This is a genomic window from Streptomyces sp. NPDC002125 (assembly GCF_053593715.1).
Window position 1 is genome coordinate 253,234 of the sequence record NZ_JBSFDD010000006.1, and the last position, 15,173, is coordinate 268,406.

The window sequence follows — 15,173 nt, forward strand, 5'->3', positions numbered from 1 at the left end:
ACGGCCCCGAGAACTCCCATGGTCCCCGGCCCGCCCGGCGCACGCGAACGCTGTCACCCATCCGGGTGTACGCCGGGCGGGTGGGCCGCTCAGGAGCGGGGTGCGGCACCGCGCGCCGCGAGCATGTCCGCCATCAGGTCCAGCTCGGACTGCTGGGCCTCGACCATGCCCTGAGCGAGCCGCTTCTCCACGGGCACGGTGCACCGGGAGGCGCAGGCGCGGGCCATGGTGACGCCGCCCTTGTGGTGGTCGGTCATCAGCTGGAGGTAGAGGACCTCGGCCTTCTCGCCCCGCGCCTCGCGGAGCCGGGCGAGCTCGGCCCTGGTCGCCATACCCGGCATCAGCGCCCCGTCCTCCCCCGTGCCCTCCATGCCGTGCATGTCGTGCGTGTTGTGGCCGCCGTGTTCGTCCGGCATCCAGGACATCGGCCCCTGCCCGTCGGGCGCCGTCTTCGGCAGCTCCCACAGGTCCAGCCAGCCGAGCAGCATCCCCCGCTGATTGGCCTGGGTGTTGGCGATGTCGTAGGCGAGCCGCCGTACGTCCTCGTCCTCGGTCACGTCACGGACGAGGAAGGACATCTCCACGGCCTGCTGGTGGTGGACGGCCATGTCGCGAGCGAAGCCCGCGTCGGCGGATGCGGCGGAGGGCGTACGCGGGGCGGGCGCGGGCCCGTCGCCCCGCGCGGACGCGACGGTCGCCGCGCCGGCGAACAGGAGGGCGAGGGCCACGGCGGAGCCCGCCACCCACCGCGTACGCCGGGTGCTCGCCGGGCTCACCCGTCGACCCCGCCGGTGCAGGGCGCGCCCGGCTCGGGCGTCTGCGCGCCCTGGACGTACTTCGCGAAGAACCGCGCCACCCGGGGGTCGTCCGCGCTGTCCACCGTGACCTGCTTGCCCCAGGCGCTGAGCATGATCGCCCCGGCCTGCCCCTCGTACGGGGACATCAGCGAGAAGGGCGTGCTCTCGACGCGGGACGCGAGCTTGGAGACGTCGTCCCCCGAGGCCTTCGCGTTGTGGGTCACCCAGACCGCGCCGTGCTCCAGGGCGTGCACCGCGTTGACGTTCGGAACGGCCTTTTCGTATACGACGCCGTCGCAGTTCAGCCAGGCCGGGGCGTGGTCACCGCCGACCGGCGGCTCCATGGGGTACTTCACGTCGGTGGTGACGTGGTTGCGGGTCAGCTTCTTCGCGTCCCAGGACTTCTCGTCCGCGATCGGCTCGGCCGCGAGGCCCTTCTTCTCCTCCTCCGTCTGCTTGGCGTCCTGGGCCTGCCTCTCCTCCTTCTGCTCCTTGGCCTCGGACTTCTCCAGGAGCATGTACGAGCCGAATCCCAGCAGCCCGGCGACCACGACGGCACTCACGCCTATGGTGACGACCCGGTTGCGGCGGTCCCGCGCGCGGTCGGCGTTGCGCATCTGCTCTATCCGGGTCCTGCGGTCGAAGCTCATGTCGTCGGGTCCTTCTGCCAAGGGGTCGGGAGAGACGGGAGCGGAGCGGGAAAAGCCTGGGCGCGCGGGGCCGCGGAGGAGCCCTCGTAGCCCTTGCACACCATGGGCGCCGATCGTAGTGGGTGGCCGCGTGCTCTCTCTCACACCGTGTGCGTAATCTGGGTGAAATCCCGGGTCGTGATACTGAGGTGTCTCCCCTACCCCGGGCGGTGGTGCACGGACCGTCTGAACTGCAAGGATGTGGCTATGGACAAGCAGCAGGAATTCGTCCTCAGGACCCTTGAGGAGCGCGACATCCGCTTCGTACGGCTGTGGTTCACCGATGTTCTCGGTTACCTCAAGTCCGTCGCCGTGGCCCCGGCCGAGCTCGAACAGGCCTTTGACGAGGGCATCGGCTTCGATGGCTCCGCGATCGAGGGCTTCGCCCGTGTATACGAATCGGACATGATCGCCAAGCCGGACCCCGGCACGTTCCAGATCCTCCCCTGGCGCGCGGAGGCCCCCGGAACGGCGCGGATGTTCTGCGACATCCTGATGCCGGACGGTTCGCCCTCCTTCGCGGACCCCCGCTTCGTCCTCAAGCGCATCCTGGCGAAGACCTCGGACCTGGGCTTCACCTTCTACACCCACCCGGAGATCGAGTTCTTCCTGCTGAAGAACAAGCCGGTCGACGGCTCCCGCCCCACCCCGGCCGACAGCTCCGGCTACTTCGACCACACCCCGCAGAACGTCGGCATGGACTTCCGCCGCCAGGCGATCACCATGCTCGAATCGATGGGCATCTCGGTCGAGTTCAGCCACCACGAGGGCGCACCCGGCCAGCAGGAGATCGACCTCCGTTACGCGGACGCGCTCTCCACCGCCGACAACATCATGACCTTCCGCCTGGTCATGAAGCAGGTCGCGCTGGAGCAGGGCGTGCAGGCCACCTTCATGCCGAAGCCGTTCTCGGAGTACCCGGGCTCGGGCATGCACACCCACCTCTCCCTCTTCGAGGGCGACCGCAACGCCTTCTACGAGTCGGGCGCCGAGTACCAGCTGTCGAAGGTCGGCCGGTCCTTCATCGCGGGCCTGCTGAAGCACGCCGCGGAGATCTCCGCCGTGACGAACCAGTGGGTCAACTCGTACAAGCGCATCTGGGGCGGCTCCAGCCGCTCCGCGGGCGCCGGCGGCGAGGCCCCCTCGTACATCTGCTGGGGCCACAACAACCGCTCCGCGCTGATCCGCGTCCCGATGTACAAGCCCGGCAAGACGGGCTCGGCGCGCGTCGAGGTCCGCTCCATCGACTCCGGCGCCAACCCGTACCTGACGTACGCGGTCCTGCTCGCCGCGGGCCTCAAGGGCATCGAGGAGGGCTACGAACTCCCGGCCGGCGCCGACGACGACGTCTGGGCGCTCTCCGACTCGGAGCGCCGTGCGATGGGCATCGAGCCGCTCCCGCAGAACCTGGGCGAGGCGATCTCGCTGATGGAGAAGAGCGAACTGGTCGCCGAGACCCTGGGCGAGCACGTCTTCGACTTCTTCCTGCGCAACAAGAAGCAGGAGTGGGAGGAGTACCGCAGCGAGGTCACGGCCTTCGAGCTGAAGAACCTGCTGCCGGTGCTGTAGCCGCGCCCTCCGTACGCAGACGGCCCCGGGCCGGTGGTGTCCGTACCGCCGGCCCGGGGCCGTTCTCCGGGCACCGTGCGAACGGTGGTGCCCGCGCGCCGCGAAGGGGGCGCGGACCCGAGTTGCGGGACGCGGCGACGGGGTCAGAGTGGGTGGTAACGCCTGTGCGCCGTTGAGCTATGGATCTCCGGTCACCGTGGGGCGTCGCAAGGGCCGGGCGGGCCCACAAGGGCAGAGCTGCACGTCGCGAGTGCACCTGGAGCTGACATGGCCGGAACGTCCCGACGTCACTTCTCCCGCACGGCCTGCGCATCGTGCCTGGCCGTGGTGATCGCGGTGCCGGTCCTCGGCACCGCGACGGCGGCCCCTGCCCCCGCTCAGCCCGTGACCGCACCGCACGGCACGTCGCCGCCGCCACCGCCGACCCCGGAGCCCGAGGACACGCCCCCACCTCAGGACACACCGCCGCCCGAAAACACGCCCCCGCCTGAGGACACACCGCCGCCCGAGGACACGTCGCAGCCCCCGGACACCCCGCCGTCGTCGGACGCGCCCGACACGGCGGAGTCGCAGAAGCCCGAGGAGCTGAAGCAGGAGGCCCAGGCCCGGGTGGCGAAGGCGCCGGAGGAGGTCAAGGAGGACGTCGAGAAGGCGGTGACGAAGATGCTGTCCCTCATCGACGACCCGCGTACGACGCCCGAGGACCGGGCCGCGTACGTGAGCATCGTGGCGGGGATCACCGCGGCGCTGAAGATGGTCGAGGATCCCCGCGCGACGCCCGATGACCGGGCCACGAACACGAGGATCGCGGGGAAGATCTCCACCTCTGCCTCGTCGTTGTCGGTCTCCCGGTCGTCGAGCGCGCCACAGACCCTGGTGCCGTCGGAGCCTCTCGCAGACGTCTCTCAGGCGACGTCAGGGCTCGCCGATCCGCGTACGACACCGACGGATCCGAAGGACAGGAAGCGGATCCAGCAGATCGTGGAGGAGACCTGCGACGCGCTGAAGGTGTACGAGGACCCCGAGGCGTCGCCGGAGGAGCGGGAAGAGGCGAAGAAGAAGCTGGAGGAGCGGACCGAAGCGCTCAGGAACGCCCTCTATCTGGAGCTGGTGAAGGAGATCAAGCGCTACAAGCCGTCGGCGAGCTGCTCCGACGCGATAGAGGACCGGACCCGACAGGTCGGCTGGGCGGACGGTTCTCTCTGGGGTCTTTCCGACCGCTCCTGCGCCGCGCCCGTCGCCGCGGGTGCCCGCCAGGAGAACTCGGAGTGGCACGAGCTCATGGAATGCGTGCTCCGGGACCCGTTCACGACCTGCGCGCGTTACGTGCCCGAGGACTGAACGTCCTCAGCGGCCCACTCAGCGCTGCGACGGCGGCAGCCCGCGGACCCCTTTCAGCTTCGCGCCATCGAGACGGGCGTCGGTCAGGATCGCACCCGTGAGATCCGCTCCGGTCAGGTCCGCCCCGGTCAGATCGGCGCCCGTCAGATCCGCCAAGGTCAGCTCCGCGGAGTTCAGGCGGGCACCGGACAGGTCCGCGTCCTCCAGGTCCGCGCTCTTCAGGTAGGCGCCGGTCAGATTCGCGTCCTGGAGGACCGCCTTCTCCAGGACCGTGCTGTTCAGGTAGGTGCCGCTCAGGTCCGCACCGTCCAGACGCGCGGATTCGAGGTCCGCCGAGGTCAGGTTCGCGGCGGTCAGAAGGGCGTCGGACAGGACCGCCTTCGCCAGGCCCGCCGCGAGCAGGGACGCGTCGGACAGGTCCGTGCCACGCAGGGCCGCGCCGTCCAGATCCGCGCCGGCCAGGTTCGCGTGGCTCAGATCGGCGCGGCTCAGGTCCGATTCCCGGAAATCGGCGTCCGCGAACTCGCTTCTGCCCGTACCCGGCGTCAGCCCGCGCAGATCCGTGCGGCTCAGATCGAGTACGAGCACGTCGTCGCCGGCCGGCGGCCGTTCGGCGAGGACGTGCATCACCGCTTCGATGTCCGTCGCGGGCGTGGCATCGGGAGTAGCGGACCGCTGCTTCTCGGAGCCCTCCTCCGGAAGCGGCGCGTGCCGGCGCACATAGGCGGTCAGGACGGAGATGATCGTGGCGCGGTCGCGGGGGGAGTCCTGCATGATGCGCTCCAGGGCGTAGATCCCCCCGAGGCGCACGTCCAGGGAGTCCGATCCCAGATTGGTGATGGCCGCGTTGAACCGGTTGGTGATCTGCCCCTGCTCGCTGATCCGCAGTTCCTTGTTCGCCTGTCCCACCTGCATCCAGGTGAACAGCAGTGCGGCCAGCGCCGCCAGTCCCGGCAGGCTGACCGCCACCAGTCCCAGCCATTCCGCCCGGCTGCGGGACTTCCCGGGCCCGGTCCCGTCCGACCGGGGCCGGCGCTCGTTCCGGGGCCGGCGAGGCTCCTCCCCGGAACGCCGGCGCGCGATCCGGCGCAGCCGTCCGATGCCAAGCTTCTCCGTCACCTTCCCCATGCCACGTCACGAAGCGGGAACGGCGACGGTGCCACACCGCCCGGGCACACGAACGGGCGTGCTCACTCGCCCTTGGCGGTCTGCGGGACGTCCGGTGCCGCGTCGGGCTCGGATGCCCGCGTGGGGTGGACCTCGGGGCGCGTGGTGCGGGAGCCGCCGATCGCCGGGGCGAGGAAGACCGCGACGGCCACGAAGGCCAGCACGACGATCATGGCGGAGCGCAGGCCGTAGTGGTCGCCCAGGAAGCCGAGGCCGGGGGGCCCGACGAGGAAGGCGATGTAGCCGATCATCGCCACCAGGCTGACGCGGGCCGCCGAGTCGGGGCCTGAGTCGCCGGCCGCGGAGAGGGCGACGGGGAAGCCGAGCGAGGCCCCCAGGCCCCAGAAGAGCACGGCGGCACCGGCGAGTACGGGGGAGTCGGCGAAGATGACGAGCGCGAGCCCGAGGGCCGCGGACAGCGCGCTGGCCCGGACGACGGGGGCGCGGCCGAAGCGGTCGATGAAGAAGCCGCCGCCGAAGCGGCCGATGGTCATGGCGGCGGCGAAGCCCGCGTAGACCGCCGACCCCAGGGCCGGGTCCACGCCGTGGCCGTCGACCATGAGCAGGGGCAGCCAGTCGTTGGCGGCGCCCTCGGCCAGTGCCATGGCGAGGATGATGCCGCCGATCAGCAGCAGACGCCGGTCCTTCCAGACCGCCGCCCGCGCCGGCGCCGCGCCGCCGTCGGCCGGCCGGGCGCCCCTGGTCCTGCCGACCCCGGAGGGGATGGCGCGGAAGGCGTACAGGAACATGCCGGCGGTGACGACGGCCATGGCGCCCAGGTGCCACTGCACGGGGAACTCGACGGCGGTGCACAGGATGCCGAGGCCGGCTCCCACGACGGTGCCGAGGCTGAAGAAGCCGTGCAGGGTGGGCAGCACCGTCCGGCCGGTGAGCTGCTCGACCTCGGCGCCGTCGATGTTGACCGCGACCTCCGAGCCTCCCATGCCGGCTCCGAAGAGGAACAGCCCGGCCGTGACGGCCGGGGCGGAGGAGAGCATGGCTCCGGTGCCGATGACCGCCAGGCCGAGGATGACGGTCACCGTGCCCGCGCCCATGACCGGCCTGGTCCCGAACCGTGCCACCAGCGCCCCGGAGGTGAGGATGCCGAGCATGGAGCCGACGGACAGGCCGAACAGGACCAAGCCCATCTGTGCGGTGGAGGCGCCCAGTTGGTCCCTGATGTCCGGCGTCCGCGTGACCCAGGAGGATATCGACAAGCCGGGCACGAGGAAGAAGAGGAACAACGCCGTTCTGCGGCGGCGGGTGGCCAGGTCCATCAGGCACGTGTCTTTCACGAGTACGCGGGAGGGCGGAGCTCGCCCCGGGTGTGTATGTACGAACGTACACTCCTGGGTGGGGGAGCGGAACGGCTTCCGTGCGGGGCGTATCCGCCGTCCGTCACCGCGCCGGGGGCAGGCCCTCAGCCGAAGGCCCGCTCCATCTCGTCGAGGATCTCGTCGATGACCTCGCCCGGCCCTCGCGTCAGGTCCTCCTCGATCCAGGTGCGCATCGCGGTCCGCACCGAGGAGAGGAACGCGGCGGCCAGGACCACCGGGCGCACCGGGCCGCTCGCTGGGGCCTCGCGCAGCGCCACGGCGTCGGCCAGATCCCGTTCCAGGGCCGCGTGGTTGGCGAGCTGGCGGGCCAGGAGCGAGGGGTGGCGCAGGGCCAGCCTCGTGCGGACCGCCCACTCCCGCTCGGGCGGTGCGGCGTCCGCCGAGAACTCGGCCACCGCGGCCCTGAGTGCCGTCCAGGCCGGTTCCTCCGCCGGGCGGTTCCGTACGTTCCGGACGAGCGAGCCGATCATCTGCTCCTCGCCGTAGAGGAGGGCGTCCTCCTTGTTCGTGAAGTAGTTGGAGAACGTTCTGCGGGAGATCCCGGCCGCGTCGGCGACCGCCTCGACCGTCACATGATCGAAGCCGTGCTCGACCGTCAGTCGCATCGTCGCTTCGTGCACGGCCTGCCTGGTGGCGGCCTTCTTGCGTTCCCGCAGTCCCACAGGGCTCTCCATGGGGCCATTATCTACGGCCGAGGCAAACTTGCACATTGAGCAAAATTGCTCAATGTGCATGTATGATGAAGGCTCTCCCTGGCTCTCGAAAAATTCCGGAGGTTGCGCGTGAGCGCAGTTACGGCAGCGCCGACCGGCGTCGCGCCGATGGATCACCGTCATGTACTGCGGGCGCTGAGCGGACTGCTCATCGTGCTGTTCGTGGCGATGATCAGCAGTACGGTCGTCTCGGTCGCCCTCCCGCAGATCATCGGCTCGCTCAACGGCACGCAGTCGCAGTACACCTGGGTGGTCACCGCGACGCTGCTGGCCTCCACGGCCTCGACGCCCATCTGGGGCAAGCTCGCCGACCTGTTCAGCAAGAAGCTGCTGCTCCAGATAGCCATCGGCCTCTTCGTCATCTCGTCGATCGCCTGCGGATTCGCCCAGTCCACCGGACAGCTGATCGGCTTCCGCGTCATCCAGGGCCTGGGCATGGGCGCGCTCCAGGTGCTCGTCCAGGTGATCATCGCCGCGATGATCAGCCCCAAGGAGCGCGGCCGGTACAACGGTTACCTCGGCGGGGTCATGGCCGTCGCCACCGTCGGAGGGCCGCTGCTCGGCGGGTTCATCACCGACACCTCCTGGCTCGGCTGGCGCTGGTGCTTCTTCATCGCCGTACCGATCACCCTCGTCGCCTTCGTGCTCCTGACCCGCACCCTGCACCTCCCCGAGGTCCGCCGCGGGGAGACGAAGGTGGACTACCTCGGCGCCACCCTCATCGCCGCGGGCGTCAGCCTGCTGCTGCTCTGGGTCACCTTCGTCGACAACAACTTCGCCTGGGTCTCCTGGCAGACGCTCGCCATGGTCGGCGGCAGCGTCGTGATCCTGGGCGCGGCGGTCATGGTGGAGGCGCGGGTCAAGGAGCCCGTCGTACCGCTCCACGTCGTACGCCGTCGGGACCCCGCCCTCGCCATCATCGCGAGCCTCGCCGTGGGCATGGCGATGTTCGGCGGCGCGGTCTTCCTCGGTCAGTACTTCCAGATCGGCCGGGGCAACTCGCCCACCGAGGCCGGGCTGCTCACCATCCCGCTGATGCTCGGCGTGCTCGTCTCGTCCACCGTCGCGGGACGGCTCGTCTCCAGGACGGGCAAGGTCAAGCCGTACATCGTCACCGGCGTCGTCGTGCTGGCCCTCGGCTTCCTCGGACTGTCCACCATCGACCACGAGACCTCGCTGGTCATCGTGTCGCTGGGGATGCTCGCGGTCGGCATCGGCGTCGGCATGTCGATGCAGAACCTCGTGCTCGTCCTCCAGAACACCGTGCCGCTCTCCGAACTCGGCGCGGCCAGCGGGGCGATCACCTTCTTCCGGTCGCTCGGCGGCACCATCGGTGTCTCCGTGCTGGGCGCCGTGCTCGCCAACCAGGTCGCCGTGAAGATCGCCGAAGGGCTGGCGAAGCTGGGCATCGACCCCGCCGCCTCCGCATCGGGCGGCTCCACGCTCAACGTGGCCGCCATGCCGCCGCAGATCCAGGAAGTGGTGCGCGCGGCCTACGGCGACGCGACCGGACACATCTTCCTGATCTCCGCCGGGATCGCGGTGATCGGTGTCGTCGCGTCGCTCTTCCTGACGCCGACGAAGCTGCGCGACAGCGTGGACCTGTGAGCCACAGGTCCGGCTGAGCGCCGGGAACACGACTCCGCCCCCGCCACGGACGTGGCGGGGGCGGAGTCGTGTCCGCACGGCCCGAGTCCGGTAGTGTGACGCGTCCCGAGACCGGGACCGACCCAGGAGGTGAGACCCATTACCGCTTCAGCAGGCTGGGCGCTCACCCCTCGCCGTCGTACGGCCGACCAGGCCTGAGCGATCGCGGAGCGCCCATCGGTTCATCCCGAAAGGCTCCGCACCATGCAGGAATTCGCCCCACCGCTCACCTTCTCCTCCCTCGTCAGCGTGCTCCGTGCCGCCGGCTGTGTCTTCGCCGAGGACGAGGCGGAGCTCCTCCTCTCCGCGGCGGCCGACCCCGCCGAACTCGCCGTCATGGCCGAGCGCCGCGCCGCCGGGCTGCCGCTTGAACACGTGCTCGGCTGGGCCGAGTTCTGCGGGCTGCGCATCGCGGTGGACCCGGGCGTCTTCGTGCCACGGCGGCGTACGGAGTTCCTCGTACGCCAGGCAGCGGCCCTCGCCCCGGGCGCGCCGGTCGTGGTCGACCTCTGCTGCGGCTCCGGGGCGCTGGGCACGGCACTGGCCTCGTCGCTCGCGGACGTCGAACTGCACGCTGCGGACGTCGAACCCGCCGCCGTGCGCTGCGCCCGGCGCAATGTGGGCGGCCTCGGAACCGTCTACGAGGGCGATCTCTTCGCACCGCTGCCCGGCTCGCTGCGCGGACGCGTGGACATCCTGCTCGCCAACGTGCCGTACGTACCGACCGATGACGTCGAGCTGCTGCCCGCCGAGGCGCGCGTCCACGAGCCGCGCGTGGCGCTCGACGGAGGGGGCGACGGGCTCGACGTCATGCGCCGCGTGGTCGCGGAGGCGACCGACTGGCTGGCCCCGGGCGGCAGCCTGCTGGTCGAGACGAGCGAACGGCAGGCGGCGCGCGCCGAGGAGACGGTGGGCGGCAGCGGACTGACCCCCCGCGTCGTCGTCTCCGAGGAGCTGTACGCCACCGTCGTGATCGGCACCCGGGCCTGAGAAACCACGCCGGGGTCGTGGCCGCGATCTGGGACGGTGACTCACGCCGGGGTCGTGGCCGCGCCCTGGCCGACGCACGCCGGGGCTCTGGCCGCAACCCGGGCCCGAGGACCCCCCGGTCGTGGCCGCAACCCGGGCCGTCGACCTACGCCGGGCCCCTGGCCGCAACCCGGGCCCGGCGACTCGCGCCAGCCCCGGTGCCGGCGCCCCCCCGGAACCTCAGGCGAAGCGCCAGCGGGTCTGGCCGTAGGGCTCGCCCTTCGCGAAGCCGAAGGCCGTGCGAGGGGTCACCGAGAAGACCAGCGCACGGCCGCCGGCGCCGTTGGAGAACATGCCGTCCGTGACGCCGAAGTGCCAGTCCGCGCCGTACTTCGCCTCCCAGGCCTCGGCCAGCCCGATCAGCCGTTTCTCGTCCGTCACCCGGGCCGCCGGGCCCTCGACCACCACGTCCAGGCCCTCGTTCAGCGTGTTGGCGCCGGTGGTCAGGACGACCTCCGGGTTCTCCTCCAGATTGCGCGCCTTGCGCTCCGAGGGCCCCGTGCAGAAGTGCAGCGCGCCGTCCGACCAGAGGGCGATCAGCGGGGTCACGTGCGGGCGGCCGTCGGGGCGGACCGTGGAGAGCCAGTACACCTCCGCGGCCTCCAGCAGCGCGACCGCCTCCGCCCAGGGGCGGGCGGCGGCGTCCTCCCCGCTGTAGTGCGGGTCCAGCGCGGTCTCGGGAGCGGCGGTGTTCTTCTCCGGCATGACGGGCCTCCAGGGGCGGAATAGCGGTGTGCGTGGCCTTTTCGACGATCGTGCCTGCAAGGTGGGGACTCCGCGCCCGCTCCGAATTCATCGGCGCGGGCTAGGCTCGAAGGGCGGATATGTGTGATCGGCGGGCAGGAGACACGGGATGAAAACGGTGCCGGGACGCAGGAGCAGTACGTTCACCCGACTGCTGCGGCACGGTTTCACCGATCCCTCTGCCGCCGAACGGCTGCTGGACCTGCCCGAGCTCTCCTCCGTACGGGCCGATCCCGTGCTGTTCGACGCCCTCGGGGCCACAGCCGACCCGGATCTGGCCCTGCACAGCCTCGTACGGCTCGTCGAGGCCGAGGAGCCGGAGGAGCGGCGTGTCCTGCTGGACACCCTCGTCACGGCCAAGCCGCTCCGGGACCGGCTCCTGGGGGCGCTCGGCGCGTCCGAGGCGCTCGGGGACCATCTGGCCAGGCACCCGCGCGACTGGCACGTGCTGGTCACCTACGAGGCCACCGATCTGCACCCCGGGGTGCCCGAGTTCGAGCACATGCTCAGCGACGCCGTCGACCCGGACTCGCTGCGGGTCGCCTACCGCAGGTCCCTGCTGTCCATAGCGGCCCGCGACGTGTGCGGGACGACCGATGTCGCCCAGGTCGCCGCGGAGCTCGCCGACCTCGCCACGGCCACCCTGCGGGCCGCGCTCGCCATCGCCCGCGCCGCGGCCCCCTCCGACGCCGCGCAGTGCCGGCTCGCTGTCATCGCCATGGGCAAGTGCGGCGGACACGAGCTGAACTACGTGTCCGACGTGGACGTGATCTTCGTGGGCGAGCCCCTCGACGGCGCGGAGGAGAGCGGCGCCCTCCAGGCCGCGACCCGGCTCGCCGCCCATCTGATGCGGATCTGCTCCGACACCACCGTCGAGGGCACCATCTGGCCCGTGGACGCCAACCTCCGCCCCGAGGGCCGCAACGGCCCCCTGGTGCGGACCCTGTCCTCGCACCTCGCCTACTACCAGCGCTGGGCGAAGACCTGGGAGTTCCAGGCGCTGCTCAAAGCCACACCGGTCGCGGGCGACCCCGAGCTCGGCGCGGAGTACGTCGACGCCGTGTCGCCCCTGGTGTGGCAGGCCGCCGAGCGGGAGAACTTCGTCGGCGACGTGCAGAAGATGCGCCGCCGCGTCGTCGACAACATCCCCGTCGACCGCGTCGACCGGGAGCTCAAGCTCGGCCCCGGCGGGCTCCGGGACGTCGAGTTCGCCGTACAGCTGCTCCAGCTCGTCCACGGCCGCAGCGACAGCAGCCTGCACTCCGGCTCCACGCTGGAGGCCCTGCGGGCGCTCGCCGACGGCGGTTACGTCGGGAGGGCGGACGCCGCGCAGCTGGACGAGGCCTACCGCTTCCTGCGGTCCATGGAGCACCGCATCCAGCTCTACCGCCTGCGCCGCACCCATCTGGTCCCCGAGGACGAGGCCGACCTCAGGAGGCTCGGGCGCTCCCTCGGGATGCGTACGGACCCGGTCGCCGAGCTCAACCGGGCCTGGCGGCGGCACGCCTCCGTGGTGCGGCGGCTGCACGAGAAGCTGTTCTACCGGCCGCTCCTGGACGCCGTCGCCCAGCTCGCGCCCGGCGAGAGCAGGCTCAGCGCCAAGGCCGCGGGCGTCCGGCTGGAGGCCCTCGGCTACGCCGACCCCGCCGCCGCGCTGCGGCACCTGGAGGCACTGTCCTCGGGCGTCTCCCGCAAGGCCGCCATCCAGCGCACCCTGCTGCCGGTGCTGCTCGGCTGGTTCGCGGACTCCGCCGACCCCGACGCGGGGCTCCTCGGCTTCCGGCAGGTCTCGGACGCCCTCGGCAAAACCCCGTGGTATCTGCGGCTCCTGCGCGACGAGGGGGCCGCGGCCGAGAACCTCGCCCGGGTCCTGTCCGCCGGGCGGCTCGCCCCCGACCTGCTGATGCGCGCCCCCGAGGCCGTCGCCATCCTCGGCGACCCCGAAGGGCTGAAGCCGCGCGGCCGGGAGCACCTGGAGCAGGAGGTGCTGGCGGCGGTCGGCCGGGCCCCGGGCGCCGAGACCGCCGTCGCGGTGGCGCGCGGGGTGCGGCGCCGGGAGCTGTTCCGTACGACCGCGGCCGACATCATCGGCTCGTACGGCACCGAGGACAGCCCGGCGGAGACGGACCCCGGCGCGCTCGTCGACCGGGTAGGCTCCGCCGTCACCGATCTGAACGCCGCCACGCTCTCCGGCGCCCTGCGCGCCGCCGTACGCGAGAGGTGGGGCGACACCCTGCCGACGAGGTTCGCCGTCATCGGCATGGGCCGCTTCGGCGGGCACGAGCTGGGATACGGTTCCGACGCGGACGTCCTGTTCGTGCACGAGCCCCGCGAGGGGGTCAGCGACGAGGAGGCGGCCCGGGCCGCCAACACCGTCGTCACGGAGATGCGCAGGCTGCTGGAGCTGCCGACCGCGGACCCGCCGCTGCTCATCGACGTCGACCTGCGGCCCGAGGGCAAGACCGGGCCGCTGGTCAGGACCCTGAAGTCGTACGCGGCCTACTACCGGCGCTGGTCGCTGGTCTGGGAGAGCCAGGCCCTGCTGCGCGCCGATCCGATGGCCGGGGACGAGGAGCTCGGACGCGCCTTCACCGAGCTGATCGACCCGCTGCGGTACCCCGTGGAGGGGCTGGGGGACGACGCGGTGCGGGAGATCCGGCGACTCAAGGCGCGGATGGAGTCGGAACGCATGCCGCGCGGCGCCGATCCGACGCTCCACACCAAGCTGGGACGCGGCGGGCTGAGCGACGTCGAGTGGACGGTCCAGCTGATGCAGATGCAGCACGGCTGGTCCGAACCCGGGCTGCGGACCCCGCGCACGCGTGAGGCGCTGGCGGCGGCCTGCGCGGCGGGGCTGATACCCGCCGAGGAGGCCCAGACGCTGGACGAGGCGTGGGTGCTGGCCTCGCGGGTGCGCAACGCGGTGATGCTGGTGCGGGGGCGGCCCGGCGACACGTTCCCCTCGAACCCGCGCGAGCAGGCGGCCGTGGGGCGCTACCTCGGCTACGAGCCCGGGCACGTGGGGGACATGCTGGACGACTACCGGCGGATCACCCGGCGGGCCCGCGCGGTGGTGGAGGAGCGGTTCTACGGGGCGGCCGGCTGAGGGACGCGGTCCGGGGCGCCGTGCCTCAGGACTCCTCGGCCGCCGCCCGGGCCTGCGGGGTCTGGGCCCTGGGCTCGGACACCCGCGCGGAAGCCCCCGCGGGCGCGGGTGCCCCCTTACGCGGCCGGCGCAGGCGCAGCCGGGCGCGGGCCCCGTCCAGGGACGGCACCCGCTTGGGCAGGCGGTGCGGCAGCGACCCGTACCAGGCGTACGAGAGCGCGATGCCGAAGGACAGGCACACCATGCCGCCCACCGCGTCAAGCCAGAAGTGGTTCGCCGTCGCGACGATCACGACCAGCGTCGCCACGGGGTAGAGCAGGCCCAGGATGCGCGCCCAAGGGGCACTGGCCAGGGCGCACACGGTCAGACCGCACCACAGGGACCAGCCGATGTGCATGGACGGCATCGCCGCGTACTGGTTGGACATGTGCTTGAAGTTGCCCGAGGCCATCGAACCCCACGTCTGGTGCACCATCACCGTGTCGATGAAGGCGCCGCCGTTCATCAGCCGGGGCGGGGCCAGCGGGAAGAGGTAGTAACCGAGCAGCGCCACCGCCGTGGTGGCGAAGAGGATCAGACGGGTGGCGGCGTAACGGCCGGGATGGCGGCGGAACAGCCAGACGAGCACGGCGATGGTGACGACGAAGTGCAGCGTCGCGTAGTAGTAGTTCATCGACACGATCAGCCATGTCACCGAATTGACCGCATGGTTGACCGCCTCCTCGAAGGCCAGCCCCAGCGTGTGTTCGAGGGACCAGATCCAGTCGGCGTTGCGCAGTGCCGCGGCCTTCTGCTCGGGAACCGCGTTGCGCACCAGCGAGTAGAGCCAGTAACTGACCGCGATGAGCAGGATTTCGAACCAGAGGCGCGGCCGGCGGGGGACGCGCAGCGCGCGCAGTCCTCGCAGGGGGCTCCGCTTCGGGGGGACGACCCGGGTGGAACCGGACACCGTCGCCGTATCCGCGACGGGTGACGGGATGGCCGCCGTGCGGTCTTCCTCTGTGGTCACGTGCGATTCACCCATAGGCGCAGAG

Annotated in this window: 12 protein-coding genes; 5 read left to right on the top strand and 7 right to left on the bottom strand. The window is 71.5% G+C overall.

From position 1 onward, the window contains the following. Window positions 1-89: 89 nt before the first annotated feature. Together ACWCQM_RS13760 and ACWCQM_RS13765 are read right to left on the bottom strand one after the other, a co-directional pair. On the bottom strand, window positions 90-776 hold the full coding sequence (locus tag ACWCQM_RS13760) for a DUF305 domain-containing protein (RefSeq protein WP_450915484.1): 687 nt from the start codon (window positions 774-776) through the stop codon (window positions 90-92). Beyond that, a complete protein-coding gene (locus tag ACWCQM_RS13765) occupies window positions 773-1,447 on the bottom strand; it encodes a DUF3105 domain-containing protein (RefSeq protein WP_450915485.1) in 675 nt (224 codons plus the stop codon). Before ACWCQM_RS13765 ends, ACWCQM_RS13760 begins: the two co-directional genes overlap by 4 nt. Before the next feature lie 246 nt (window positions 1,448-1,693). On the opposite strand from ACWCQM_RS13765, the gene glnA reads away from it, so the two are divergent. Both glnA and ACWCQM_RS13775 read left to right on the top strand, forming a co-directional pair. Continuing rightward, window positions 1,694-3,055: a type I glutamate--ammonia ligase gene (gene glnA / locus ACWCQM_RS13770; protein WP_014156604.1), complete on the top strand. Its 1,362-nt coding sequence runs from the start codon at window positions 1,694-1,696 to the stop codon at window positions 3,053-3,055. A 267-nt stretch (window positions 3,056-3,322) separates the two neighbouring features. Continuing rightward, window positions 3,323-4,396 (top strand): hypothetical protein, encoded by a 1,074-nt coding sequence (locus tag ACWCQM_RS13775; RefSeq protein ID WP_450915486.1) that lies wholly within the window; start codon window positions 3,323-3,325, stop codon window positions 4,394-4,396. A gap of 18 nt (window positions 4,397-4,414) precedes the next feature. Here the strand turns inward: ACWCQM_RS13775 and ACWCQM_RS13780 are convergent, their stop codons facing one another. From ACWCQM_RS13780 to ACWCQM_RS13790, 3 genes are all read right to left on the bottom strand, one after another. Beyond that, window positions 4,415-5,515, bottom strand: coding sequence for a pentapeptide repeat-containing protein (locus ACWCQM_RS13780; protein WP_450915487.1), 1,101 nt, complete (start codon window positions 5,513-5,515; stop codon window positions 4,415-4,417). Between the two features lie 71 nt (window positions 5,516-5,586). After that, the gene (locus ACWCQM_RS13785) at window positions 5,587-6,840 is read right to left on the bottom strand and encodes an MFS transporter (RefSeq protein ID WP_450915488.1); all 1,254 of its coding nucleotides are present in this window, start codon (window positions 6,838-6,840) and stop codon (window positions 5,587-5,589) included. Between the two features lie 143 nt (window positions 6,841-6,983). Continuing rightward, entirely contained in the window at window positions 6,984-7,574 is a 591-nt protein-coding gene (locus ACWCQM_RS13790) for an acyl-CoA-like ligand-binding transcription factor (protein ID WP_450915489.1), read from the bottom strand. Between the two features lie 147 nt (window positions 7,575-7,721). On the opposite strand from ACWCQM_RS13790, the gene ACWCQM_RS13795 reads away from it, so the two are divergent. Continuing rightward, window positions 7,722-9,221 carry an MDR family MFS transporter gene (locus tag ACWCQM_RS13795; protein ID WP_450915571.1) on the top strand — a complete coding sequence of 500 codons (1,500 nt, stop codon included), beginning with the start codon at window positions 7,722-7,724 and terminating at the stop codon, window positions 9,219-9,221. A gap of 243 nt (window positions 9,222-9,464) precedes the next feature. Further along, window positions 9,465-10,250 carry a putative protein N(5)-glutamine methyltransferase gene (locus tag ACWCQM_RS13800; protein WP_450915490.1) on the top strand — a complete coding sequence of 262 codons (786 nt, stop codon included), beginning with the start codon at window positions 9,465-9,467 and terminating at the stop codon, window positions 10,248-10,250. A gap of 219 nt (window positions 10,251-10,469) precedes the next feature. Here the strand turns inward: ACWCQM_RS13800 and ACWCQM_RS13805 are convergent, their stop codons facing one another. Beyond that, entirely contained in the window at window positions 10,470-10,994 is a 525-nt protein-coding gene (locus tag ACWCQM_RS13805; RefSeq protein ID WP_450915491.1) for a pyridoxamine 5'-phosphate oxidase family protein, read from the bottom strand. A gap of 148 nt (window positions 10,995-11,142) precedes the next feature. Here ACWCQM_RS13805 and ACWCQM_RS13810 point away from each other — a divergent pair, with 148 nt between their 5' ends. After that, window positions 11,143-14,139 carry a bifunctional [glutamine synthetase] adenylyltransferase/[glutamine synthetase]-adenylyl-L-tyrosine phosphorylase gene (locus ACWCQM_RS13810; RefSeq protein WP_450915492.1) on the top strand — a complete coding sequence of 999 codons (2,997 nt, stop codon included), beginning with the start codon at window positions 11,143-11,145 and terminating at the stop codon, window positions 14,137-14,139. 25 nt (window positions 14,140-14,164) lie between these two features. On the opposite strand, the gene ACWCQM_RS13815 is transcribed toward ACWCQM_RS13810, so the two are convergent. Then, entirely contained in the window at window positions 14,165-15,163 is a 999-nt protein-coding gene (locus ACWCQM_RS13815) for a phosphatase PAP2 family protein (protein WP_450915493.1), read from the bottom strand. Window positions 15,164-15,173: the final 10 nt, after the last annotated feature.

Bases quoted from the DNA above. Each gene is read 5' to 3' on its own strand.
- ACWCQM_RS13785 (WP_450915488.1), bottom strand. From the start codon at position 6,840: ATGGACCTGGCCACCCGCCGCCGCAGAACGGCGTTGTTCCTCTTCTTC.
- ACWCQM_RS13810 (WP_450915492.1), top strand. From the start codon at position 11,143: ATGAAAACGGTGCCGGGACGCAGGAGCAGTACGTTCACCCGACTGCTG.
- ACWCQM_RS13775 (WP_450915486.1), top strand. From the start codon at position 3,323: ATGGCCGGAACGTCCCGACGTCACTTCTCCCGCACGGCCTGCGCATCG.
- ACWCQM_RS13765 (WP_450915485.1), bottom strand. From the start codon at position 1,447: ATGAGCTTCGACCGCAGGACCCGGATAGAGCAGATGCGCAACGCCGAC.
- ACWCQM_RS13795 (WP_450915571.1), top strand. From the start codon at position 7,722: ATGGATCACCGTCATGTACTGCGGGCGCTGAGCGGACTGCTCATCGTG.
- ACWCQM_RS13805 (WP_450915491.1), bottom strand. From the start codon at position 10,994: ATGCCGGAGAAGAACACCGCCGCTCCCGAGACCGCGCTGGACCCGCAC.
- glnA (WP_014156604.1), top strand. From the start codon at position 1,694: ATGGACAAGCAGCAGGAATTCGTCCTCAGGACCCTTGAGGAGCGCGAC.
- ACWCQM_RS13815 (WP_450915493.1), bottom strand. From the start codon at position 15,163: ATGGGTGAATCGCACGTGACCACAGAGGAAGACCGCACGGCGGCCATC.
- ACWCQM_RS13800 (WP_450915490.1), top strand. From the start codon at position 9,465: ATGCAGGAATTCGCCCCACCGCTCACCTTCTCCTCCCTCGTCAGCGTG.
- ACWCQM_RS13790 (WP_450915489.1), bottom strand. From the start codon at position 7,574: ATGGAGAGCCCTGTGGGACTGCGGGAACGCAAGAAGGCCGCCACCAGG.